Below are 24,171 nucleotides of genomic sequence, written 5' to 3' on the forward strand. Positions count from 1 at the left end.
CAGGGATCTTCGTTGTTGTTGAGGCGCGGGTCAGGCCTTGAGACGGTGCAAGCTGCGCTCCATCCGCGCAATGCCTTCTTCCAGCAACGACCGTGGGCAGCCGAAGTTCAGGCGTACGAACTGCTGGCAGTCATCGCCGAAGTCCAGGCCGGCGCTCAAACCCACCTTGGCCTGTTCGAGGAAGAACCGTTGCGGGTCGTCCAGCCCCAGCGCTGTGCAATCAAGCCACGCCAGGTAGGTGCTTTGCGGCAGGTTCATGGTGATGCCCGGCAGTCGGGTGCGCACGGCCTCGGCGAGGAAGTCGCGGTTGCCTTGCAGGTAGACTTTCAGCTCGGCCAGCCATGGCGCCGCTTCGCTGTAGGCAACACGGGTGGCTTCCATGCCCAGCGGATTGACGCTGTCGACCATGCCGCAACGGGCGTGGTTGACCTTTTCGCGCAGGTGGCGGTCCTGGATGATCATGAACGAGGTCTTGAGACCTGCGATGTTGTAGGCCTTGCTCGCCGACATCAGCGTGATGGTGCGCTGGGCGACTTGCGGGCTCAGGGTCGCCATCGGAATGTGCTGGCGACCGTCGAAGCACAGCTCGGCGTGAATCTCGTCGGAAATGATCCAGGCATCATGCTCAAGGCAAATGTCGGCAATGGCTTGCAGCTCTGCGCGGGGGAAGGCCTTGCCCAGAGGGTTGTGCGGGTTGCTCAGCAGCAGCGCGCCACCACCTTGCAGCGACTGGCTCAGGGTATCGAGCGGTGTGGTGTAGGTGCCGTCGGCTTGCGCATCGAAATTCAGTTCGACCTTGTTCAGGCCCCAATGGCCTGGTGCATGACGCAGCGGCGGGTAGTTCGGCACCTGCACAACGACATTCTGTGGTGCCTGTACCAGTGCCTTCAGCGCCATGTTGAAGCCGGACTCGACGCCCGGCAGGAAAATCAGCTCCTGGGGCTCGACGCGCCAGGCGTACTTGTTCCAGAGGTCGGCAACGATTGCCTCGCGCAAGTCATCCTGGGCCACGCTGTAGCCGACCATCGGGTGTTCCAGTCGCTTTTGCAGGGCCTGGATGATCACCGGCGGCGCGGCGAAATCCATGTCGGCGACCCACATCGGCAACACGTCGGCCGGGTAGCGGCTCCACTTGGTACTGCCGGTGTGGTGGCGGTCGAACACCTGATCAAAATCGAAAGTCATGCGGGATCTCGTAGAAGCGGGGTTGAACATGCGCCAATGATAAACGCCAACCCCCTGTAGGAGCGAGCCTGCTCGCGAAGGAGTGTCAGATACGGTGATGTCGACTGACACACCATCGCGAGCAGGCTCGCTCCTACAAGGATTTTCACGGCCCGCTGGATTTGCCCGACGGTCGGTTTTCACACAAAGCACTAGTGCATTGACTACAGTTTGTAGTGTCGGCAGCCAGACTGCCCCGACCGTGGTTGTTCAAAAAAGCCCGGCCATGTACCGGGTTCCACCTGATCAGGAGTGCACGATGGATCTCAGCCGTCGTCAGTTCTTCAAGGTCGCCGGTATCGGCCTTGCAGGCTCTAGCCTGGGCGCGTTGGGCATGGCCCCGACGGTTGCCGTTGCCGAACAGGTGCGTCATTTCAAGCTCGCCCATACCCATGAAACCCGCAACACCTGCCCGTATTGCTCGGTCGGTTGCGGCTTGATCATGTACAGCCAGGGCGATGACGCGAAGAATGTCGCGCAAAACATCATCCACATCGAAGGTGACGCCGACCACCCGGTCAACCGCGGTACCCTTTGCCCCAAAGGCGCGGGCCTGCTGGACTTCATTCACAGTCCCAGTCGTCTCCAGTACCCGCAGGTGCGCAATCCTGGCACCAAGGAGTGGGTACGAGTCTCCTGGGATGAAGCCCTCGATCGCATCGCCGACCTGATGAAGGCCGACCGCGACGCCAACTTCATCGAGAAGAACGCCAAGGGGCAAACGGTGAACCGCTGGTTGACCACCGGTTTTCTCGCGGCATCGGCGTCGTCGAACGAAGCCGGCTATATCACCCATAAGGTGATTCGCAGTCTCGGCATGCTGGGGCTCGATAACCAGGCGCGTGTCTGACACGGCCCGACGGTGGCAAGTCTTGCCCCGACGTACGGCCGTGGTGCCATGACCAACCACTGGACCGATATCGCCAACGCGAATCTGGTTCTGGTGATGGGCGGCAACGCAGCAGAAGCGCACCCGTGCGGCTTCAAATGGGTGACCGAAGCCAAGGCGCACAACAAGGCGCGACTGATCGTGGTCGATCCGCGTTTTACCCGGACCGCCTCGGTGGCCGACTATTACGCGCCGATCCGCACCGGTACCGACATTGCCTTTATGGGCGGGCTGATCAATTACCTGCTGACCGAAGACAAGATCCAGCACGAGTACGTGCGGGCCTATACGGACGTGTCGTTCATCGTCAAGGCCAGCTACGGTTTCGAGGACGGGTTGTTCAGCGGTTACGACGCGAGCAAGCGCATCTACACCGACAAGTCTGGCTGGGGCTACGAAATAGGCGAGGACGGCTTCGCCAAAGTCGACCCGACCTTGCAAGACCCTCGTTGCGTCTACCAATTGATGAAGCAGCACTACAGCCGCTACACCCTGGAGCTGGCCAGTCAGGTCTGCGGCATGCCCGTGGACGCCATGCAGAAAATCTGGGAAGAGATCGCCACCTGCTCGCAACCGGGCAAAACCATGACGATTCTCTACGCGCTGGGCTGGACCCAGCATTCGACCGGCTCGCAGATGATCCGCAGCGCGGCCATGGTGCAATTGCTGCTGGGCAACGTCGGCATGCCGGGCGGGGGTGTCAATGCCCTGCGCGGGCACTCCAACATCCAGGGCCTGACCGACCTCGGCTTGCTGTCCAACCTGTTGCCCGGTTACCTGACCTTGCCGGCCGAGGCCGAACAGGATTACAACGCCTACATTGCCAAACGTGCACTCAAGCCGCTGCGTCCCGGGCAGATGTCCTACTGGCAGAACTACGGCAAGTTCCACGTCAGCCTGATGAAGGCCTGGTACGGCGCCAATGCCACCGCCGAGAATCAATGGGGTTACGACTGGCTGCCCAAGCTGGACATTCCCGGCTACGACATCCTGAAAATGTTCGACATGATGGGCAAGGGCGAGGTCAATGGCTACCTGTGCCAGGGCTTCAACCCGATCGCCGCCTTGCCGGACAAAAACCGGGTGATGAAGGCGTTGGCCAAACTCAAGTGGCTGGTGGTGATGGACCCGTTGGCTACCGAAACCTCGGAGTTCTGGCGCAACGTCGGGCCTTACAACGACGTGGAAACGGCCAGCATCCAGACCGAGGTCATCCGCCTGCCCACCACCTGCTTCGCCGAAGAAAACGGTTCGCTGGTCAACAGCGGTCGCTGGCTGCAATGGCACTGGAAGGGGGCCGATGGCCCGGGGCTGGCGCGCACCGACGTGAAAATCATGGCCGAGCTGTTCTTGCGCCTGCGCAAGCGTTATCAGGCCGACGGCGGTGCCTGGGCCGAGCCGATCCTCAAGCTCGACTGGCCCTACAAAATACCGGATGACCCGACGCCGGAAGAGCTGGCCCGGGAATTCAACGGCTACGCCGTCGCCGATGTCACCGACGCCTCGGGCGCGGTGGTCAAGGCCGGACAGCAGTTGTCCGGCTTCGGCCAGCTCAAGGACGATGGCAGTACGGCGTCCGGTTGCTGGATCTTCTGCGGCAGCTGGACCGAGCAGGGCAACAACATGGCCCGGCGTGACAACAGCGACCCTTTCGGCATGAAGCAGAACCTGGGTTGGGCCTGGGCCTGGCCGATGAACCGACGGATTCTCTACAACCGCGCCTCTTGCGACCCTCAAGGCAAACCATGGGACGCGAACAAACGGCTGGTGTGGTGGAACGGCAAGGTCTGGACCGGCACCGACGTGCCCGACTACAAAGTCGACGCCCCACCGGAAGCGGGCATCAACCCGTTCATCATGAACCCCGAAGGCGTGGCGCGTTTCTTCGCCCTCGACAAGATGAACGAAGGGCCGTTTCCGGAACACTATGAGCCGTTCGAGACGCCCATCGGCATCAACCCGATGCACCCCAACAACAAGCAGGCGACCAGCAACCCGGCCGGGCGGATCTTCGATTCAGTCTGGGAAACCCTCGGGCAGGCCAAGGACTTCCCGTATGCGGCGACCAGCTACCGGCTGACCGAACACTTCCACTTCTGGACCAAGCATTGCCCGATCAATGCCATTACCCAACCTGAGCAGTTCGTCGAAATCGGCGAGGTGCTGGCCAAGGAGAAGGGCATTGCTGCCGGTGACCGAGTAAGGGTCAGCTCCAAGCGCGGGCATATCGAAGCGGTGGCGGTGGTGACCAAGCGGATTCGCCCATTGCAGGTCAATAACCAAGTGGTGCATCAGATCGGTATCCCGTTGCACTGGGGTTTCACCGGCGCAACCCGCCACGGTTATCTGACCAACACCCTGGTGCCGTTCCTCGGCGATGGCAATACACAGACCCCGGAATCCAAGTCATTCCTGGTCAACGTGGAGAAAGTCTAAATGGCCAGCCAAGACATCATTGCCCGCTCGGCCACCACCACCCCCGCGCCGTCGGTGCGCGGCGTGGAGGAAGTCGCCAAGCTGATCGATACCACCAAATGCATCGGCTGCAAGGCCTGCCAGGTCGCCTGTTCGGAATGGAACGAGCTGCGCGATGAAGTCGGTCACAACCATGGCACCTACGACAACCCGCAGGACCTCACCGCAGAAACCTGGACCTTGATGCGTTTCACCGAGCACGAGACTGACGCTGGCAACCTGGAATGGCTGATCCGCAAGGACGGCTGCATGCACTGCGCCGAGCCCGGTTGCCTGGCGGCGTGCCCCAGCCCGGGGGCGATCATCAAGCACGCCAATGGCATCGTCGATTTCGATCAGGATCACTGCATCGGTTGCGGCTATTGCATCACCGGGTGCCCGTTCAACATTCCACGGATCTCGCAGAAGGATCACAAGGCCTACAAATGCACCTTGTGCTCGGACCGGGTGGCGGTAGGGCTGGAACCGGCCTGCGTGAAAACCTGCCCGACGGGTGCCATCATGTTCGGCTCCAAGGACGACATGAAGGAGCATGCGGCCGAGCGCATCGTCGACCTCAAGAGCCGTGGCTTTGAAAACGCCGGTCTGTACGACCCCGAAGGCGTCGGTGGCACCCATGTGATGTACGTGTTGCACCACGCCGATACGCCAAGGCTGTACGCCGGCTTGCCCGATCACCCGGCGATCAGTCCGTTGGTGGGGCTGTGGAAGGGCATCAGCAAACCCCTGGCGCTGCTGGCGATGGGCGCGGCGGTGCTGGCCGGGTTTTTCCACTACGTGCGCGTCGGCCCGCAAATCGTCGAGGAGGATGAGCATCCGCAGCCGCCGGACAACGCCGTGCATGAGGTCGATCCGTCGGTGCATACCTTCGATCCCCGTGGGGAGGGCAGGCCATGAGCGACAAGACGATCCTGCGCTATACCAGCAACCAGCGCACCCATCACTGGTTGGTGGCGATTCTGTTCCTGATGGCCGGGCTGTCCGGGCTGGCGCTGTTCCACCCGGCATTGTTCTGGCTGAGCAACCTGTTCGGCGGCGGGCCATGGACGCGCATCCTGCACCCGTTCATGGGCGTACTGATGTTCGTGCTGTTTCTAGGCCTGGTGTTTCGCTTCTGGCGCGCCAACTACTTCATCGCCAATGATCGCCTGTGGCTAAGGCGCATCGACCGGGTCATGAAGAATGAAGAGGAAGGCGTCCCGCCCATCGGCAAATACAACCCCGGGCAGAAGCTGCTGTTCTGGACTTTACTGCTGTGCATGCTGGTGCTGTTGTTCAGCGGGCTGGTGATCTGGCGTGCCTACTTCAGCGAGTATTTCGGCATCACCGCGATTCGCTGGGCGATGTTGTTGCATGCGTTGGCCGGTTTCGTGCTGATTCTGAGCATCATCGTGCACATCTATGCCGGCATCTGGATCAAGGGCTCGGTCAGCGCCATGTTGCACGGCACGGTCAGCCGCGCCTGGGCCAGGAAACACCACGAACTCTGGTATCGCCAAGTGACTCAAGATGAGACCCGCGACGAAGCGCCTGAGCGACCGATCACCAAAAAGGGCTGACATTTGCCAACTATCCTGGAACCTGGAGAAATCGAAGCGGCGGCCAGTTCGCCGCCGTTTCTGTACCTGCCACCGCATGAGCTTTTCAGCCTGCGTGCCCAGCGCCTGGAAAGCCTGGCCGAAGGGCACCCGCTGGCCGACTACCTGCGCCTGATCGCCGGGTTGTGCCGGGTGCAGCAGCAGGTACTGGACGATCCGCCGCAAAGTGAACCCCTCGACCGACAACGCATCGAATTGTGCCAGCAACACGGCTTGCCGCCGTTCGCGGCCGACAGCCTGGCGCGCGAAGACGATTGGCAGCTTTACCTCGATGCCTTGTTACAGCGCTATAGCGCACCGCCGCAATCCGCCGTGGCCGATGCCGTGGACACCTTGCGCCTGGCCGGCGCCGGGCAACGCCGCGCGTGGGCGGTGGCACTGGTCAGCGGCCAGTATTCACTGGTACCGGCCGCGCTGGTGCCGTTCCTCGGCGCGGCGCTGCAAACAGCCTGGAGCCATTGGCTGTTGAGCACGCCGAACTTGGCGCTGAGCGCAGGCGACAGTCTCAGCCAGTGTCCGGCCTGTGGCTCGCCGGCCATGGCCGGAGTGATCCGCCATCGCGGCAAGCACAACGGTTTGCGTTACCTGGTCTGTTCGTTGTGCGCCTGCGAGTGGCATGTGGTGCGGGTCAAGTGCGTGTATTGCGAGCAGAGCAAGGGCCTGGAATACCTCAGCCTTGAAGATGACCGTCATGCCGCCAACCAGGCACCGTTGCGCGCCGAAGTCTGCCCCGGTTGCAACAGCTATCTGAAGTTGCTCTATCTGGAGAACGATGCGGACGCTGAAGCGTTGTCGGCCGACTTGTCCAGCCTGATGCTCGACATGCGCCTGAGCCAGGACGGTTATCAGCGTCTGGCGCCGAATCTGTTGCTGGCGCCGGGAGACGAATAACCGCAGCGTCTACACTCTGGCGCGAGGGTCATTCGTTTTCAGGAGCGCCAGATGTCTGCTCGCAGTGCCAGCCAACCCCTGCGCCTACCTTCCATCGACAGTCTGTTGCGTCACCCGGCGTGCCGACCGTTGGCCGAGCGCTACGGGCGTGACGCCTTGCTGGGCGCCTTGCGGCTATTGCTGGATGAATTGCGCGAAGGGGTGCGGCAGGGTTTGCTCGAACCTGCAGAAGTCAGCACCGACGTGCTGGCGGGCAGGGTGGGCGAGCGATTGGCTAACGAGCATCGCAGCCATGTGCGCCGGGTGTTCAACCTCACCGGCACGGTCTTGCACACCAACCTCGGTCGGGCGCTGTTGCCCGAGGAAGCGATCGAGGCGGTGCAAATGGCCGCGCGCTATCCGCTCAACCTCGAATTCGACCTGCGTAGCGGCAAGCGTGGAGATCGCGACAACCTGATCGAAGGCTTGATCCGCGAGCTGACCGGTGCCGAAGCGGTGACCGTGGTCAACAACAATGCGGCGGCGGTGCTCTTGACCCTCAACAGCCTGGGCGCGCGCAAGGAAGGGATTATCTCCCGGGGTGAACTGATTGAAATCGGCGGCGCCTTCCGCATCCCCGACATCATGGCCCGCGCCGGGGTGAAGCTGCATGAAGTCGGCACCACCAACCGTACCCATGCCCGTGACTACGAGGCGGCCATCGGTCCACGCAGCGGTTTGATCATGCGCGTGCATGCGAGCAACTACAGCATTCAAGGCTTCACCACGAGCGTGCCGACCGCCGAACTGGCGCAACTGGCCCACCTGCACGGTTTGCCGCTGCTCGAAGACCTTGGCAGCGGCAGCCTGCTGGACCTGACCCGCTGGGGTTTACCGGCAGAGCCAACGGTGCGTCAGGCCCTGCTCGATGGCGCGGACATCGTCACCTTCAGTGGCGACAAACTGCTCGGCGGCCCGCAAGCGGGGTTGATTGTCGGACGCAAGGATTTGATTGCCAGGATCAAGAAAAACCCGCTCAAGCGTGCGCTGCGGGTCGACAAAATGACCCTGGCCGCCCTGGAAGCGGTGTTGGGTTTGTACCGCAACCCTGATCGCCTCGCCGAACGCTTGCCGAGCCTGCGCCTGCTGACCCGGCCACAGGCCGATATTCTCGCCCAGGCCGAGCGTTTGCAGCCGGTGCTGGTCCAAGTGCTGGGTGATGGCTGGAGCGTCAGCGCCATGCCGGCACTGGGCATGATCGGCAGCGGCAGCCAACCGGTGGCGCGGTTGGCCAGCGCAGCATTGTGTCTGCGCCCACTGACCTCCAAGCGCTTGCGCGGGCGCGCCCTGTTGAATCTGGAAGAGGCCTTTCGCGCCTTGCCGATTGCGGTCCTGGGGCGCATCGACGATGACGCCCTGTGGCTGGACCTGCGGCAACTGGACGACGAGCCGGCATGGCTGGCTCAACTGAATCAATTACAGGTGGAGGGCCGGGCAGGGTGATTGTCGGCACCGCGGGGCACATCGACCATGGCAAAACGGCGCTGCTCCAGGCGTTGACCGGTCAGGCGGGTGACCGGCGCCGCGAAGAGCGCGAGCGCGGCATGACCATCGACCTCGGCTATCTGTATGCCGCACTGGAGCCGGATGCGCAGTTGACCGGATTCATCGACGTTCCCGGCCATGAGCGCTTCACCCACAACATGCTGGCCGGAGCGCAGGGCATCGATTTGGTGTTGCTGGTGGTGGCCGCCGATGACGGGGTGATGCCGCAGACCCGCGAGCACCTGGCGATAGTCGAGTTGTTGGGCATCCCCCGGGCACTGGTAGCGATCAGCAAGTGCGATCGGGTCGACAGCGCCCGGGTACAGGACGTGCGCGAGCAGATCCATACCTTGCTGGCGCCCGGTCCCTATGCCGATGCGCCGCTGATTGCACTGTCGAGCGTCACCGGCGAGGGCATCGAAAACCTGCGTCAACAATTGCTGCAAGCCCAGCGTGACGTTCAGCAACGCAGCACCGAAGGTGGTTTTCGCCTGGCGATCGACCGGGCCTTCAGTGTGGCCGGCACCGGTATCGTGGTGACCGGCACGGCGTTGTCCGGCCAGGTCACGGTGGGCGATACCCTGCTGCTGGGGCCACAAGGCAAACCGGTGCGCATCCGTGGCCTGCACGCGCAAAACCAGGCCGCCGAGCATGCCTTTGCCGGCCAGCGCGTGGCGTTGAACCTGAGTGCCGAACGGCTGGCCCTGGAACACATCCATCGCGGCCACTGGCTACTCGCCGAAGGTCTGTATGCGCCCACCCAGCGCCTGGACATCGACATGCAACTGCTGGCCGGCGAACCCCGTGCCTTCGAACACTTTCAACCGGTGCACGTGCACCTCGGCACCCAGGACGTCACCGGGCGCGTCGCCTTGCTGGAAGGCACCAGCCTGGCCCCCGGTGGACGGATGTTTGCGCAGCTGTTGCTCAATACAGCGGTACATGCGGTGAAGGGCGATCCGCTGATCCTGCGTGACCAAAGTGCCCAACGAACCCTGGGTGGTGGCCGAGTGCTCGATCCGTTTGCACCCGCTCGGCAACGCCGCAGCCCTGAACGCCTGGCTCAACTGGGGGCGCTGGCGAACAGTGCCGGGCTGGAAGATGTTTTGCCGGCGTTGCTGACCCATAGCGACACCGGACTCGATCCGCAGCGCCTGGAGCGGCAGTTCAACCGACCGCGCAGCCGTTGGGTGTTGCCCGCTGACGTGCGCCTGATCGAAACCCGCCAAGGCCCATTGCTGTTCAGCGCCAGTCGCTGGGAATCCTTGAAAGCGCCTTTGGTGGAGCAACTCGCGCGTTTCCATGAACTCGAACCGGATCAGATGGGCCCGGACCGGGACCGCCTGCGTCGATTCAGCGGCAACATGCTGGAGCGTTCGACCTTTATCAGCCTGCTCGACGAGTTGTTGGCCAGCAGCGACATCGCCAGCAGCGGACCATGGTTGCATCTGCCCGGGCATCAGGTGCGCTTGAACGAAGAGGATGAAGCCCTGTGGCTACAATTGCAGCCGCTATTCGAACAGGCCGGATTCGACCCGCCCTGGGTGCGCAATCTGGGACATGACGAAGCAACTGTCCGTGCATTGCTGCGCAAAATGGCGCGCCTGGGCTTGATGCACCAGGTGGTGCGCGACCTGTTCTACACCGACAGCATGATTCGCCGATTGGCGGCTATGCTGTTGCAACTGGCGGACGCCAACCCGGTGATCCAGGTGACGGCGTTTCGAGATGCGGTGGGCCTGGGGCGAAAGCGCAGCATCCAGATACTGGAGTACTTCGACCGTATCGGCCTGACCCGGCGTTTTGGTGATCGACGCCAGATTCGCCTGGACAGTGCGTTTGCCCAACGCAATGAGCACTGATTAAAGGGCATGATTCAGAGGCAAGCATTCAAGGAAGGCAATCGCGCCCGGTGGCGCGGCCGGGCTTCAAACCCGGTTGGGGACGGCATCCGTTCCCGGGCAGGTTCGACTCCGGCTGCCTTCCGCCACTTTCCGTTCAGAACGGCCCGAAGTCCAACGGGTACTGAATGACCACGTACACCCGGTCGATGTCGTCGCCGGCCTGGGCGGCGTTGGCCCGGTGCGACACATGGGACAGTTGCAACGACAAGCCCTTGGCCGCTCCGGACTGCACGACGTAATGCAGGTCGATGTCCCGCTCCCAGTGCTTGCCCCCATCACCTTGTTGCGGCACGTAGGTGCCGGTCGCCGGGTCGAACGGGTTGTAGGCTCCGCCTTGTGGTGCATGGGTGCCGTCGATCTGGTCGCCGGTGACGTAGCGGGTCATGAACTTCAGGCCGGGTATCCCGAAGGTGGCCAGGTCCAGGTCATAACGAACCTGCCAGGAGCGTTCGTGGGCGCCGTTGAAGTCGGCGTACTTGATCGAGTTGGCGAGGTAGATGGAGTCGCCACCAACGAAATCGAATGGCGTGTCACCGTTGATTTTCTGATAGGCCAGGGTGAAACCATGGGCGCCGATCGTGTATCTGCCGGACAGGCTATACGCCGTATTGTCGATGGCACCGGCCAGCGCCTGGCCGGTGTCCCGGGTGTGATAGAGGTTGGCGTCGAGGAACACTTCGGACTGCTTGAAGTGCAAGTTGCCGTAGTACTGATGCCAGGTGTCGGTCAGATCCGAGGCATACAGGGCGCCGCCAACCGGGCTTTGGGTAAACAAGTCGGCGCCGACAAACGAAATGCCGCCGGCCTCGGTGTTGGCGCCATAACCGAAAAAGTTGCCCTTGCCTGAAGCACTGTCCTGATTCTTGAATGCCGTGAAGTGGCCGGCTTGCAGGTTCATGCCGTCGATTTCGCGGCTGTCGAGCAGAAAACCGGTGGCGTACTCCGGTTGCAGGCGTTTGTCTGCGGTGTCGAATACTGGGCTTTCGACCTCCATTTCACCAAACGCCAGGGTGGTGTTCGAGGCTTTGAGCTTAATCGCGCCGCCACCGCTGGAGTAGTTGCTTTCGCTACGACCTTCACTGTCCACCGGCAGCAGACCGGTCCCGGAGTGGCCTTTGCCGCCGTCGAGCTTCAGTCCCACAAAGGCATGGGCATTGAGACCGAAACCCACTGTGCCCGGCGTGAAACCGGATTCAAATGAGCTGATGAAACCTTGAGCCCATTCGGCCTTGTAGCTCTTGTCGGTCGGCGAGGGGGATCGATAGTCGCTGTTCAGATAGAAGTTTCGGCTGAGTACGCCAAGGGTCGCTCCGTCGAAAAATCCTTCTGCTCCTTGTGCCGGTTCATCGGCCAGTGAGTGGGTGGCGAACAGGCAGAAGCACAGGGCAATCGTCACCCTGAAGTCTTGCGGGAAGAGGGTCATCAATGGCTCACCACAGGGGGGAGCGACTGCGATGATTCACTGTAGGAGCGAGCTTGCTCGCGATGGTCTCAATAGCGCCGTGTTCAGCCGGTAAACACGCATTATCGTTAACGACCATCGCGAGCAAGCTCGCTCCTACAGGAGTCCGCCTGCAGTCACTGTTTTTTTTTACGGACCTTAATGGCCTTCCGAGGCACCAAACATAGTCTTGGCGTAGATCAGGCCCAGACCGTAGGCACCGCCGTTGGCAATCGAGGTTTTCACCGTTTCGTCATAGGTTTCGCCGCGGGCCCAGTCACGTTGCAGTTCCAGCAGGTATTGCAACGAGGTCATCGGCCGGGCACCGATCTGGATCATGCGCTGCATGGCCATTTCATGGGCTTCGGTGCTGACGTCGCCACAGGCGTCGGCAATCACATACACCTCAAAACCCTGGTCAATCGCCGACAATGCCGGGCCAACGATGCAAACCGAGGTCCACAGACCGGCGAGGACAATCTTCTGTTTGCCGATGGCGTTGACCTCCACGGCGATGCGCTCGTCTTCCCAGGTGTTCATGCTGGTGCGGTCGATCACGTTGTGTTCCGGGAACACGGCTTTGATTTCGTCGAAGATCGGCCCGGAAAAACTCTTCTCGGCAACGGTGGTGAGGATGGTCGAGACTTTGAAGCCGCGGGCTGCCTTGGCTACCAGTGCGGCGTTGTTGCGCAGGGTGACGGCATCGATCGACTTGGTCGCGAAGGACATCTGCGACTGGTGGTCGATCATGATCAGAGTGTGGTCAGTCGGAGTCAGCAGGGTTTTGCCGGGAACTGCTTTTGCAATGGCCATGACAGGGTCCTTACGGGAGTGGAGTGAGGACGTCATGGTTACGTAGATCGAACCGGGAATATTGAATCGGTGTGCTGTCTTTGATGCCTGGTACTCAACACCTCCGTTGATTGTCACACTGCTATCGCGAGCAAGGATTGGGTGTATGCCAATTCCACTCAGTTCATTTTCACCACCGCCGGTGGCGTCCAGTCGCCGTCGAGGGCATCGGCTTGCGGCCAGTAGGCGCGGATGTACAACGAGAACTCGGCGCCTTTGGGTGAGGGCAGCCAGTTGCTTTCCTTGTCCTTGCCCGGTGATTCGCTCTGCACGTAAAGGGTCAGCGAGCCGTCAGGGTTGGTTTGCAGGGATTTGTTCTTGGTGCCGATGGAGTAACGCTTGAGCTCGTTCGGCGAGAAGAAGTGCTGTTCGTTGTACAGCGTCAGCGACCAGAACCCCTTGACTGGCGGCAGCTTGCCTTTGGCGAACGTCACGCTGTAGCCGTACTGACCGTTGAGGCGCAGGCCGTTCTCATCCAGATCCTGGTAGAAGTATTTGGTCTCTTTCTGCTGATTGACGAATATGTTCGAGCGCGCGACGGCGGTACGGGTGAAATAGTCGGTGCCGAACGCGGCACCGTTGCTCACGGTGCTCCAGTGATTCGGCAATTGCAGGCCGTAGTTGCGGAACTGCAACAGCGGGTCGATCACTTCTTTGTCGGCCTTTTTCGCCTCGTCGATCATCGCAGCGCGCAGTTGCGGGTCGGCCTTGGCGATGGCCGCGAGGGTGGCCATTTGCGCGTAGCGGGCCTCTTCGCCCGGCAATGGCTTGGCGTCCTTGAGCAAGGCCGGCAGTTCGTCGAAGAATTTTTCCGGCACCACCCATTTGGTTTCGGCGCTGCTTTCAGAAGCCTGAGCCGGGAATTTCGGCAGCCTGGCCCAGTTGCGCTTTTTCATATTGCCGTCGTACTGCGACAGCGGGTACATGTCGATGCCCGACAATGCCGGCTGCACGGCCAGGCGGTCGGCGGCGGTGTCGTCCTGGAATACCCGAGGGATCACGAACCCGGTGTTCGTGCGTGCCCGGTATACCCGCTTGATGCCGGGCGGCACCTTGCCGTTCCAGTCCGGGCCCACCAGCAAATAGAAACCTGGCTGGGTGTTATACATTTTGCCCAGCTCGGCAAAGCTGTCGGAACGCAGGTCCACCACCTGATACACCCAGAAGCGGCCGTCGAAGTCTGGCACTTGCAGCACCACCGGCTCAAGGTCCAGAGCAATGCTGCCGGCGCCGTACACCACGTCCTGATTCGGACAGGCTACCAGGCGCTCGGCCGGGTCGATGTAGTCGCTGAGCATCGACAGCCGATTGATCGGTGCCACGGGTACGATGCCGCCCATCAAGCCAGGTTCGGGCAGGTTCTTGAACGCCTGGCGACGATTGAAGATGTTGGCCATCGGCCAGGCCCAGAAATACGCCTCGCGCGCCATCATGCGTACGTACGGCTCAGTGACTTTGGTACCGGCGACAGGACCCGAGACAGGGCTGGTGGCCGGTGCGGCGACAGTGGCTTGCGCCGCGTAACCCGGAGTACCCGACAGGGCTGCGGCGGTGAGCGTACTGGCAAAGGTCAAGGCGAAGAGGGCATGGCGCCGGGGCAAACGATTCATAAAGCGTCCTTACTTGTTCGCAGTCACCTGATGCAGGTGATTCATTCTCAAGATAGCTCATCTTTACCCCGGTGCTGCTCAACGCAGGCGTGAGGACGTCAGATCGACCTCAGAGGTGATCGGCATCAATCACCGCCTTGGCGAATGCCTGCGGATCTTCCTGCGGCAGGTTATGGCCGATGCCGCCATTGATCAGCCGGAATTCGTATTTACCGGTGAAGCGCTTGGCATAGTCTTCAGGCGCCGGGTGCGGTGCGCCGTTGGCATCGCCTTCAAGGGTAATGGTCGGCACGCTGATGGACGGCGCCGTGGCCAATTTCTGCTCCAGCGCTTCGTATCGGCTCTCGCCCTGGACCAGGCCCAGGCGCCAGCGGTAGTTGAACACGGTGATGTCGACATGGTCGGGGTTGTCCAGGGCCTTGGCACTGCGGTCGAAGGTGGCGTCATCGAACGCCCATTTCGGCGAAGCCAGTTGCCAGATCAATTTGGCGAAGTCGTGGGTGTTCTTCTCGTAACCGGCGCGACCACGGTCAGTGGCGAAGTAGAACTGATACCACCACTGCAATTCCGCCTTGGGTGGCAGCGGATTCTTGCCGACGGCCTGGTTGCCGATCAGATAGCCGCTGACCGAGACCAGCGCCTTGACCCGCTCCGGCCACAACGCCGAGACAATGTCGGCCGAACGCGCACCCCAGTCATAGCCACCGAGCACCGCTTGCTTGATTTTCAGGGCGTCCATGAAATCGATGACATCACTGGCCAGCGCAGCCGGTTGGCCATTGCGCAGGGTTTTATCGGACAGGAAATGCGTATCGCCATAACCACGGGCATAGGGCATCAGCACCCGATAACCCTTGGCGGCCAGCAAGGGCGCGACTTCGTCATAGCTGTGAATGTCATACGGCCAGCCGTGCAGCAGGATCACCACCGGCCCATCGGCCGGGCCTGTTTCGGCGTACGCCACGTCCAGCAACCCGGCGTTGACATGCTTGAGCGGGCCGAACGGCGAGGGCGCCGCCTGGGTGGTACTGGCAGGGGCCACTGCGGGCTGCGCGGTGACGGCCGTTTGTGCGTGGGCCGCGCCGAACACGCCGTATAGCGACAGTACGAGGATAGAAGGGCCGACCAAGTGGCGGCGAGTCTTGCCGGGCTTTCGATTGCGCAGTGCCATCTTCATGGGATCTCTCCTTTACCAGCCATGGGTCAGGGGTTCCGTGCGAGCCCCTTCATACCTTGCATGCATTGAAGCGTGGCAACGTATCTGGCCTGTGTCCGATCGTCGGCCGGATGAAAGTCTGTGTATCGAGGTGTCGCGCTGACACACTGTGATACACAGCGGATCACCAAGGCCGACTGGTTTTCTGGACGAGGAGTTCGATTCGCAATGGCCAATGCTGAAATCGTGCCGGAAACGATTGGGTCAATTACGAAGAAATCGTGCTGTTGCACTGACAAAAACGAGGAAGACAATCAGGCCGCCCAGAGCGAACGACAAGGTGCTCAGATGGGCGACCGCCCCAATAAACACGGGACCGATCAGAATGCCCGCGTAGCCCATCGAGATGACAGCGGGGATGGCTACCGCCTGTGGCATACGTTGCTGCCGGCCTACAGCGGTAAAGAGCACCGGGACAATGTTCGAGCAGCCAGCCCCGACCAGGGCGTAGCCGATCAAGGACGCGGGCCAGCCATCGATTCCAAGCGACACGATCATGCCCGCGGCTGCGCAAAGCCCGCCAAGCGCAACGACGCGTACGCCGCCCAGTTTGCTGACGATGGCGTCCCCCGTCAGGCGGCCCACCGTCATCGCCGCGGCGAAGGATGCGTAGCCCAAACCGGCGATGCTCGGCTCTAACCCTCGGTTTGAGACAAGGAAGACTGCGCTCCAGTCAAGCATTGCACCTTCGGTGAGGAAGACGATGAAGCAGAGCGTCCCTAAAAGCAGCACGATACCTCTGGGCACCGCGAACAATGGCCCACCCCGTTCAGTGCCATAAGTCAGCAAAGCAGGCGCGGCCTTGTAAAGCGATCCCAAAACGGTGGCAACGATACAGAGCGCCGCAATCAGTGGATCCAGCCCCAAGGTCAATAAAGCGGTCATGGCCCCGGCGCCCACGATGCCTCCGACGCTGTAAAGGCCATGGAAGCCGGACTGAAGCGCCTGCCCGCTGTTTTTCTCGACGATGACGGACTGTATGTTCATGGCGCAATCAAGCATGCCCATACTGGCACCGAAGATAATGACAGCGATGACCAAGCCCGGCAGCCAGGTCACGGTGCTCAACAGCGCAAGAACGGCACACAAGACAATCGTCGCCCAGATTACGACCGGTCGGCATCCATAGTGTGCAGTGAGATAGCCGGCGAAGGGCATGGCCACAATAGATCCACCGCCAAGGCCAAGCAGCAGCAACCCCAGGCCGCCATCGTCCAGGCCGGCGCGTGCCTTGACCAATGGAACCAGAGGCGCCCAAGCGGACATGAGCAAGCCCGCGATGAGGAAGGCAATGCGTGTAGACATCCGCTCGCTGTGGTTAGCCGTGGTTATCAACACCGACGATGGAGCATTCATGATTCTCGGTAATCCTTATCGATGATGTCAGCCACCGGTTACTCGGCTTGGACAGTGCGGGTTTCGTATGTTTTTTTCGTGCCCGGGCTTCGAAACTCAGCGCCTGCGCTCATACGTCGCTCTATAACTGCTTGGCGCTACGCCAAAGAAGTCACGAAAGCGCATATGGAAGTTGGCGAAACTACAGAAGCCGGTCGCAATCGCGATATCGGTGATCGGCCGATTGCTCTGCAGAATAAGCTGTCGTGCTCGAGTCAAGCGCAGCTCAAGGTAGTAGCGTGTGGGCGTGGCGCCCACGAAACGGCAGAAGCGCCGCTCCAATTGTCGTCGGGAAATTTTCACACATTCAGCCAGTTCGTCGATCGATAGTGGCTCTTCGATGTTCTTTTGCATCAGTTCTAAAGCGAGCTTCAGGGTTTGTGGCAAGGTGGGGTCAGTGTCAACGATGACAGTCGATATCCCGGAGACTTCAGCGGTTTGATCGCAACCGAGTATTTCCTCGACAGCGTGGGTCAGCGACACGCCTTGTTTAGCGGTGATGAGCTCCAGCATCATGCGTAACGAACTGCTGGCACCGGCGCATGTGATACGGTTTCTATCCAATACGTGAGTCCGACAAGTGACCAGGACTTTGGGGAAAACATCCTCCATCATCGCTCGCCCATCTGGATGGAAGGCACACTCGACACCGTCCATCAACTGAGCTTCCGCCAGAAAAAACGCACCATTCCACAAACCGCCCATGGTCGCGCCAAGAGAGGCGACGTTACGTAGCTTGCGCCGTAACAGCGGGTCGCTGATCAGCTTCACTCGCAAACCACCCGCGACAATGAGAACGTCGATGCGATCCGGTAGTTGGGATAACTCCAGGTCCGCTGAAATGGCGATTCCCAGATCGCTCATCACAAGACGGTTCTTGATGCCGACCGTCAACACCTCAAACGCCGGCGTCGAGCTAATCAGGTTGGCGGTCACCAGCGCATCGATAGCGCCGGTGAACGACATCATCGAGAAATTGTTCAAAAGCACGAACGCTACACGAGTCACCGCCGGCGGCTTTATTGGTTTCTGCGCCGTACAGGAGTACCCCATGTTCTTGTCTTTAAGCACGCTCTCGAATACGAATGGCATAAGCCCTCTTTGACACCTTTACCAATAGCTACGAAACCGTTGCTCAATCTAGACAGCGGTTTTTGGCGCAGACAGCAACAAGTCAAAGAATGACCGGCAGTCACCGCTCTCAGGCAGTGCTTCAACACTGCTCTTGATCGCGTTGCTGACCGCGGATCCCAGGCTGTCATCCGCCAGCAAATGATATTTAGCCGTGAGTTCGGCACTCGACATAGGGTTGCCGGGGTCGCCCTTGGCCGTCGCGGTTGGGCTCGTCAGACGCGTGCCGTCTTTCAGGGTGACGGTGACGCGGGAGAGGATTTCCTCAGGGAACCTGGCGGACAGGTCGGGCGCCTCATGAAGGGTTATCTTCGCGCTGATATTCAGGATGTCCGGCGCATGAATGGAGTCCCCGGTGACTTCGTCAGGGCCCAGCTTTCCACGAACGATCAAGGCGGCCAGTGGGAATGCCAACGCGTATTGGGCCTCGTCCGCATTCTTCGGAAAATGCCCCTGCAGGCACACAGACTCGTGAAATGTCTCGACATCGATGGTCTCGATCAACTCAGCAGTGATGACAGGATGTGCTCGCATCAGATCGGTCATGGCCGTGAGTGCCGGTTGCGCCCAGCGACATACCGGCCACGGTTTGAAATATTGCTCGTCGATCTCCCAACGGGTTCCGATGTCCTGCCAGAAAGTGGAAATCTCCAAAGGTTCAACGGTGGCGGCTGGAGCGCCAGTGACACCGAGCTGTGCCATCAGTAATGCGTTCAGTCCGGCATACGCCCCGGCGCCGTGGGCATCGCGCAACATCGTCGGAAAGCTCACCAGGCGCATCATCGGGCACCTCGGGCCGAAGTATTCCGCGATACCCAGCGCATGACGGAAAGTCGTTTCATCAAGCTTCAGCAGGCGGGCTCCGGCGCAAACGACCCCGATCCCGGAAAAGGCGCCTGAGGCATGATATTCAGGGGCGGTGGCCATCAATGCCTGGCCCGCCCGCAAGGCAGTCTCGTAACCGATGCACAGTGCGCTGAGGAATTCTTCGCCGCTGATGTCTTTGCCCTGACTGCGATACGCGTCTACCAATGCCACAATGGCCGGGACAACGGTTGCACCCGCATGCCCCTTGGAGGTGAAGTGGCCTTCATGTGCATCCAGGCTATCAACGCAGAAACCGCCGGCATACGCGGCGCCCAGTGGATGTACGGCTCTGCCGTCGAACCAAAGGCGGCTGGACAGCTTGTTGGCAGAGTAGTGAGTGTCAGCGTAGGTTTTGAGCATCACACTGGTTTGATTATTGCGAGCTCCGGCGGCCACGCCAATGATGTCGAGCAGGCAAGTTTTAACCAACTCGCGTGTATGCAGGGGCGCGTCCTTGTAACTGAAATTCTGGACGAATGAATACAACTGCATTTCAATATTCCCGAGTGATGAACGCCGAAACGGATAAAAAAGTTGCCCGGTGAAGGACAACCTTTTACGCAGCTTTATAAGAGGGGACTAGTTCTTTGCGGTGGCGGTATTTGCCGCGGCGCGTGCGTCTGCCAGCCAGCTGTCGTATTTCGCGCGATGAGCCGCGATCCATTCTTTGGCGTGCCGGGTAATGTCAGCTGCACTTTTTTCGCCATCGTGCATTTTGAGATTTTGCGCGCTTTCATCGTCGGTAGTTATCTGCATTTCCGACAGGAACTTCACGGCCGCCGGATTTTTCTCGGCGAACTCTTTGTTGATCACCGCTTTGACACTGTCTACCGCGAAACCAAGGTTTTTACCATTGAAGGTAGTGTTGACATCGTTTTTGCCGCCTGGAAGATCCGTACGCGGCACGGTCAGCCAGACAACATCCTTACCTTCGACCAGCACACCGGAGATCCACTGAGGCACCCAGGTGTAATAGAGAATTGGCTTGCCTTGTTTATAACGAGCGATGGTGTCGGCCATCAGCGCAAAGTAGGAGCCCTGGTTATTGGTTACGCTCTTTTCCAGGCCATAGGCTTTCATGTGGTGGGCAATGATGAGCTCACAGCCCCAACCAGGGTTGCAACCAGTGAGGTCAGCTTTACCGTCACCATTGGCATCGAACAGTTTGGCGATTTCCGGTTTCTGTAAATCTTCTATAGAGGTGATGTGGTGTTCATCAGCCGTTTTCTTGTCAATCATGTAGCCCTGCAACACGCCCGGCATAATGTCGCCGGTTTTCACCATCGTCTCATCGCCGCCGGCCTTCTGGTAGAAAGATTTGTGCAGTTCCTCCCACAGATGTACCGAGAAATCGGCGTCGCCATTGGAAATCGCCACCATCATGGTGGAGTACTCGGTTTCCTTGGGCGTCTCAACGTCGTAGCCCAACTCCTTTAGTCCCGCCATTGCAATTTCTCCGCGGAATCGCTCTTCGGCGATTGACGGGAAAATGGGAGTGATCGACACCCCTTTTCCAGGCAACTGCGCGGTGGCGGCCGATGCGAAAACAGGTGAAACCGCCAGTACTAAAAGCGCCACAGAGTGAATGAATTTCTGTTTTATTCCGACTGTTGTGAAGTTCATTATTGTTTACCTTGGCTGGATTACTAAGTTGGCATTTCTTTTGGTTCACGACGCGCCGCTTAGCGCAGTTAGCTTTCTTTGGGGCTGACTTCCATTTTCGTAACCGTGTTTTTTCTCTTCAGGCGATAGATGACACCCGCCGGGCCGGTCTGGTACCAGTGCTCACCTTTGGTGGCTCTGTTACTGCGCTCGCCCATCGCCTGGGTCAGGCGGTCAAGGAAAATCGCCAGCAATACCAGGCCCAGGCCACCGACGGTTGCCAAGCCCATGTCAAGGCGGCCAATCCCGCGAAGCACCATCATCCCCAGCCCACCAACCGAAATCATCGATGCGATCACCACCATCGACAGTGACAACATCAATGCCTGATTCAAGCCCGCCATGATTGTTGGTGCAGCCAAAGGAAGTTGAACTCGCCTCAGCATCTGGCGTGGGGTACATCCGAAAGCCCGGGCGGCCTCAACCTTGTCTTCCGGCACCTGACGAATTCCCAGATTGGTGAGCCTGACCAGTGGCGCTACCGAAAAGATGATCGTGACCAGGACCCCCGGTACGTTGCCGATGCCAAACAGCATCACCACGGGTACCAGATAAACAAAAGCAGGCAGTGTTTGCATGGCGTCGAGCACTGGCCGCAGAAGCATCTCCAGCCGGTCACTGCGGGCACACAGGACACCCAGCGGTATGCCAATGACGGCACAGAAAAACAGTGAAGTGAGCACCAGCGCGAGGGTGATCATGGCGTCACTCCATACGCCGATCACGCCCAAGAGGGTGAGGGTGACGAGGCAAAGGACTCCGATCTTTTTCCCTCCTACCTGCCAGCCGAAGAGCGTCGCGATAATAATGAATATCGAGGGAGGAATAGCCAACAGTCCGAACTGAATACCATTAAGTACCTGGTCGATTGGCCATCTAATCGAGCGGAATACCTCGCGGAAATTATGAACCAGATAATTCAGGGCAATTTCTACCCATTGGCCCAAAGGGATGTTGATGGATTGAAACGGGTCGAGAAAACTGAATTCGTTCATGCTAATCACCTGAATGTCCGAGCCTGGCAAGCCAGCTAATAGAGACTATTAGTGTCGGCTCATTGTCTGAAGCAGTAGGCTCTTGGAGATCGTGCCTTTGAACACACCCTGGCGATCCAGGACGGCAACTGGATTAACTGCATCGGCGACGATGTGAAAGACGTCCTGCAGGAGTACATCGTCGCGCAGCGTAGGCGTGGATTGATCCACGGCGTACGGATGCTCTGCACAAATCCTGGCAACATCGCCAGCCTTCAGGATCTTCGAGGCATCGAACCCTTTGAAGAAAGCCCTGACGTAATCGTTCACCGGGTTGCAAAGCAGCTCTTGCGGGGTACCGATCTGTACGACCCGGCCACCCTCCATGATCGCTATGCGATGGCCGATGCGAATCGCCTCGTCAATGTCATGGGAGATGAAGATGATGGTGCGATGCTGTTCTGCCTGAAGGCGGATCAGTTCGCCCTGCATTTCGTGGCGAATCAACGGGTCGAGCGCCGAGAAGGCCTCGTCCATCAGCAGGATGGCTGGGTCGTTGGCCAGCGCTCGGGCCAGGCCTACCCGCTGTTGCATACCGCCGGACAGTTGGTGCGGGTAGCTGTAGGCGTGGCCATCGAGCCCCACCTGTTTAAGTGCCTCGAGTGCACGTTTATGCCGTTCGCTTTCCTCGACCCCCGAGATTTCCAGGCCGAAAGCAACGTTGTCGATCACACTCATGTGGGGCATCAGGGCAAACGACTGAAACACCATGCTCATGTCTTTGCGACGAACGCTGAGGAGATCGGCATCCGACAGACCGGTGATTTCCCGGCCGTTGAGATGGATTGTTCCGCAGGTTGGCTCGATCAGTCGATTGAACAAGCGCACCATCGTCGATTTCCCGGAACCGGAAAGCCCCATGATGACAAAAATCTCTCCACGTTTTACGGAGAAACTGGCGTCGAAAACGCCAACGACTTGACCGGTTTTGCTGAAAATCTCACTTTTATCAGCACCGCGCGCCAGCATCTCCATCGCGAGTTTTGGCTGAGCACCAAAGACCTTGTAAATGTTTTTTACCGAGAGTATCTCGTCACCAAGACTCATAATCCCTCCTGCTGCAATTACGACATAAGATCAAGAATTCAGGTGTACGTGTCTTGATCAATTCAGACGGTGCTTGTAGGGGCAGTCAAGCTGGGAGAAAGATTGGGAAATAGTCATAGTGACCATCCTCTTTATTATGTGATGTTTATTATTTTTGTTTTTGTCGGCGCTGAATTAAGCAGTTCCTTGAGAACCAAGTTATTACCTTATAGAGTCAGCGTCTAACAACATTTCTTCCCGCCAATCAATAACGCCATGTTATCAATTATTGAATCGAGTCAATTTGCGACTGCGGCAGTGCTAGTTGCGAAGACGAGTACGCCTGGCCCTGTCTTAGACCCTTTGTTTCAGCTACGCTCCAGCATTGGCTCCAGGTGGAACCTTCCCGCCGATCTCGTCCCTAACGGCCCTTCAAAGGGCCCCGAACCGGATATTCAATACTCTAGGTTATGGTTAAGCACATCGATCCAGACATGACGCTGCTGAAAATGCCGTCTCTGAAAGCAGTGAAGTCATTCGTAGCCGCCGCCAAATATCAGAGCTTTACGCGTGCGGCTGAAGCGCTGTGTGTTACTCAAGCGGCGATCAGCCGTCAGATTCGTGAGCTTGAGGCGTACCTTGGGGTGGATCTCTTCAAGAGGGTGGGGCGAGCTGTCGAGTTGACGGAAGCCGGATCGATCTTTTTTGATGCGGCACAGCTATCTTTCGTCAACATTTCCCAGGCGGCGGAGCGCATTCGCACCAACAATGCAGGCAAGCGCACGTTGACGCTTTGCTGTTCTCCCGCGTTTTCAGCTCTTTGGCTCGCAGCGAAGCTGCCAGGCTTTTTTACCAAGAACGCAGACATCGACCTCAATCTGGTCACCACTCAAAACTTTTTGTCAATGGAACCGGGTGTCACTCCGGACATCTTCATCACCAAAATGGCCAGGATTCAGGATGGCTACCGCAGTTATCCGTTGTTTCATGACGTCATCTATCCTGTGTGCACACCTCGCTACAAAGAGGAGCACCCTGAGCTGTCCAGCCTGGAAGGGTTACGCGACGGGGTTTTGCTCAACCTCAGCCCCTATGGCCGATCCCAGGTAGCGGAGCACGTTGACTGGGGTGTTTGGCTGGCTTATCACGATGTTGATATCGAGAAACGCCCCCACGACAGCCCTCACGTTTTCAACGCGAACGACTACAACCTGGTCATCAGCATGGTGTTGACCCATCAGGGTGTAGCCCTCGGATGGAATCACCTGGTTGCAAACCTGATCGAAAACGGCACGCTGATTCGGCCGATCGAAGAGGAAGTGGTTCTCCATGAAAGTCAGCACTATCTGACATTTCGTGAGGACCGGATCAATGACGACGCGTGTTGTCGGTTACGAGACTGGATTCTCGCCCAGTTTTCCTGAGCTGTCTG

The 24,171-nt window shown here is 59.4% G+C and carries 18 protein-coding genes and 1 tRNA gene; 8 read left to right on the plus strand and 11 right to left on the minus strand.

From position 1 onward, the window contains the following. Positions 1–30: 30 nt before the first annotated feature. Positions 31–1,185, minus strand: a complete 1,155-nt coding sequence (locus ACM6J5_RS01045; RefSeq protein ID WP_095942172.1) for a MalY/PatB family protein — start codon at positions 1,183–1,185, stop codon at positions 31–33. Between the two features lie 298 nt (positions 1,186–1,483). Between ACM6J5_RS01045 and fdnG the strand changes: the two genes are divergently transcribed. The 7 genes from fdnG to ACM6J5_RS01080 all read left to right on the plus strand — a co-directional run bounded on the left by fdnG (position 1,484) and on the right by ACM6J5_RS01080 (position 10,591). Further along, positions 1,484–4,549, plus strand: a complete 3,066-nt coding sequence (fdnG, locus tag ACM6J5_RS01050) for a formate dehydrogenase-N subunit alpha (protein ID WP_414927606.1) — start codon at positions 1,484–1,486, stop codon at positions 4,547–4,549. Continuing rightward, positions 4,550–5,485, plus strand: coding sequence for a formate dehydrogenase subunit beta (gene fdxH, locus ACM6J5_RS01055; RefSeq protein ID WP_414927607.1), 936 nt, complete (start codon positions 4,550–4,552; stop codon positions 5,483–5,485). It abuts the gene before it with no gap. After that, positions 5,482–6,147 (plus strand): formate dehydrogenase subunit gamma, encoded by a 666-nt coding sequence (locus tag ACM6J5_RS01060; RefSeq protein ID WP_095942168.1) that lies wholly within the window; start codon positions 5,482–5,484, stop codon positions 6,145–6,147. Before fdxH ends, ACM6J5_RS01060 begins: the two co-directional genes overlap by 4 nt. Before the next feature lie 3 nt (positions 6,148–6,150). Beyond that, entirely contained in the window at positions 6,151–7,077 is a 927-nt protein-coding gene (fdhE, locus tag ACM6J5_RS01065) for a formate dehydrogenase accessory protein FdhE (protein ID WP_414927608.1), read from the plus strand. 51 nt (positions 7,078–7,128) lie between these two features. Continuing rightward, positions 7,129–8,559: an L-seryl-tRNA(Sec) selenium transferase gene (selA, locus tag ACM6J5_RS01070; protein WP_150672495.1), complete on the plus strand. Its 1,431-nt coding sequence runs from the start codon at positions 7,129–7,131 to the stop codon at positions 8,557–8,559. Then, a complete protein-coding gene (gene selB, locus ACM6J5_RS01075; RefSeq protein ID WP_414927642.1) occupies positions 8,556–10,463 on the plus strand; it encodes a selenocysteine-specific translation elongation factor in 1,908 nt (635 codons plus the stop codon). Before selA ends, selB begins: the two co-directional genes overlap by 4 nt. A 32-nt stretch (positions 10,464–10,495) precedes the next feature. Further along, positions 10,496–10,591: transfer RNA gene (locus tag ACM6J5_RS01080), tRNA-Sec, on the plus strand. 8 nt (positions 10,592–10,599) lie between these two features. Here the strand turns inward: ACM6J5_RS01080 and ACM6J5_RS01085 are convergent. From ACM6J5_RS01085 to ACM6J5_RS01130, 10 genes are all read right to left on the minus strand, one after another. Continuing rightward, positions 10,600–11,928 (minus strand): OprD family porin, encoded by a 1,329-nt coding sequence (locus ACM6J5_RS01085; protein ID WP_414927609.1) that lies wholly within the window; start codon positions 11,926–11,928, stop codon positions 10,600–10,602. Positions 11,929–12,105: 177 nt separating this feature from the next. Then, positions 12,106–12,759, minus strand: a complete 654-nt coding sequence (locus ACM6J5_RS01090; RefSeq protein ID WP_150672497.1) for a hydrolase — start codon at positions 12,757–12,759, stop codon at positions 12,106–12,108. 158 nt (positions 12,760–12,917) lie between these two features. Beyond that, entirely contained in the window at positions 12,918–14,408 is a 1,491-nt protein-coding gene (locus ACM6J5_RS01095; protein WP_095942162.1) for a DUF1254 domain-containing protein, read from the minus strand. Positions 14,409–14,517: 109 nt separating this feature from the next. Further along, complete coding sequence (locus ACM6J5_RS01100) at positions 14,518–15,585, minus strand: alpha/beta fold hydrolase (protein ID WP_414927610.1); 1,068 nt, start codon at positions 15,583–15,585, stop codon at positions 14,518–14,520. A gap of 243 nt (positions 15,586–15,828) precedes the next feature. Continuing rightward, the gene (locus tag ACM6J5_RS01105) at positions 15,829–16,980 is read right to left on the minus strand and encodes an MFS transporter (protein WP_095942160.1); all 1,152 of its coding nucleotides are present in this window, start codon (positions 16,978–16,980) and stop codon (positions 15,829–15,831) included. 96 nt (positions 16,981–17,076) lie between these two features. Continuing rightward, complete coding sequence (locus tag ACM6J5_RS01110) at positions 17,077–18,111, minus strand: GlxA family transcriptional regulator (protein ID WP_095942159.1); 1,035 nt, start codon at positions 18,109–18,111, stop codon at positions 17,077–17,079. 48 nt (positions 18,112–18,159) lie between these two features. Beyond that, positions 18,160–19,509: an MmgE/PrpD family protein gene (locus ACM6J5_RS01115; protein ID WP_414927611.1), complete on the minus strand. Its 1,350-nt coding sequence runs from the start codon at positions 19,507–19,509 to the stop codon at positions 18,160–18,162. Between the two features lie 87 nt (positions 19,510–19,596). Continuing rightward, positions 19,597–20,640: a glycine betaine/L-proline ABC transporter substrate-binding protein ProX gene (gene proX, locus ACM6J5_RS01120; RefSeq protein ID WP_172435297.1), complete on the minus strand. Its 1,044-nt coding sequence runs from the start codon at positions 20,638–20,640 to the stop codon at positions 19,597–19,599. Between the two features lie 68 nt (positions 20,641–20,708). Then, positions 20,709–21,674 carry a glycine betaine/L-proline ABC transporter permease ProW gene (gene proW, locus ACM6J5_RS01125; RefSeq protein WP_095942157.1) on the minus strand — a complete coding sequence of 322 codons (966 nt, stop codon included), beginning with the start codon at positions 21,672–21,674 and terminating at the stop codon, positions 20,709–20,711. A 48-nt stretch (positions 21,675–21,722) separates the two neighbouring features. Then, complete coding sequence (locus ACM6J5_RS01130; RefSeq protein WP_095942156.1) at positions 21,723–22,760, minus strand: quaternary amine ABC transporter ATP-binding protein; 1,038 nt, start codon at positions 22,758–22,760, stop codon at positions 21,723–21,725. A 449-nt stretch (positions 22,761–23,209) separates the two neighbouring features. Here ACM6J5_RS01130 and ACM6J5_RS01135 point away from each other — a divergent pair, with 449 nt between their 5' ends. Beyond that, positions 23,210–24,163: a LysR family transcriptional regulator gene (locus ACM6J5_RS01135; RefSeq protein WP_172435296.1), complete on the plus strand. Its 954-nt coding sequence runs from the start codon at positions 23,210–23,212 to the stop codon at positions 24,161–24,163. The last annotated feature ends 8 nt before the right edge of the window (positions 24,164–24,171 follow it).

It is taken from the genome of Pseudomonas sp. IT-P74 (assembly GCF_949768175.1).
Taxonomy (GTDB): Bacteria; Pseudomonadota; Gammaproteobacteria; order Pseudomonadales; family Pseudomonadaceae; genus Aquipseudomonas.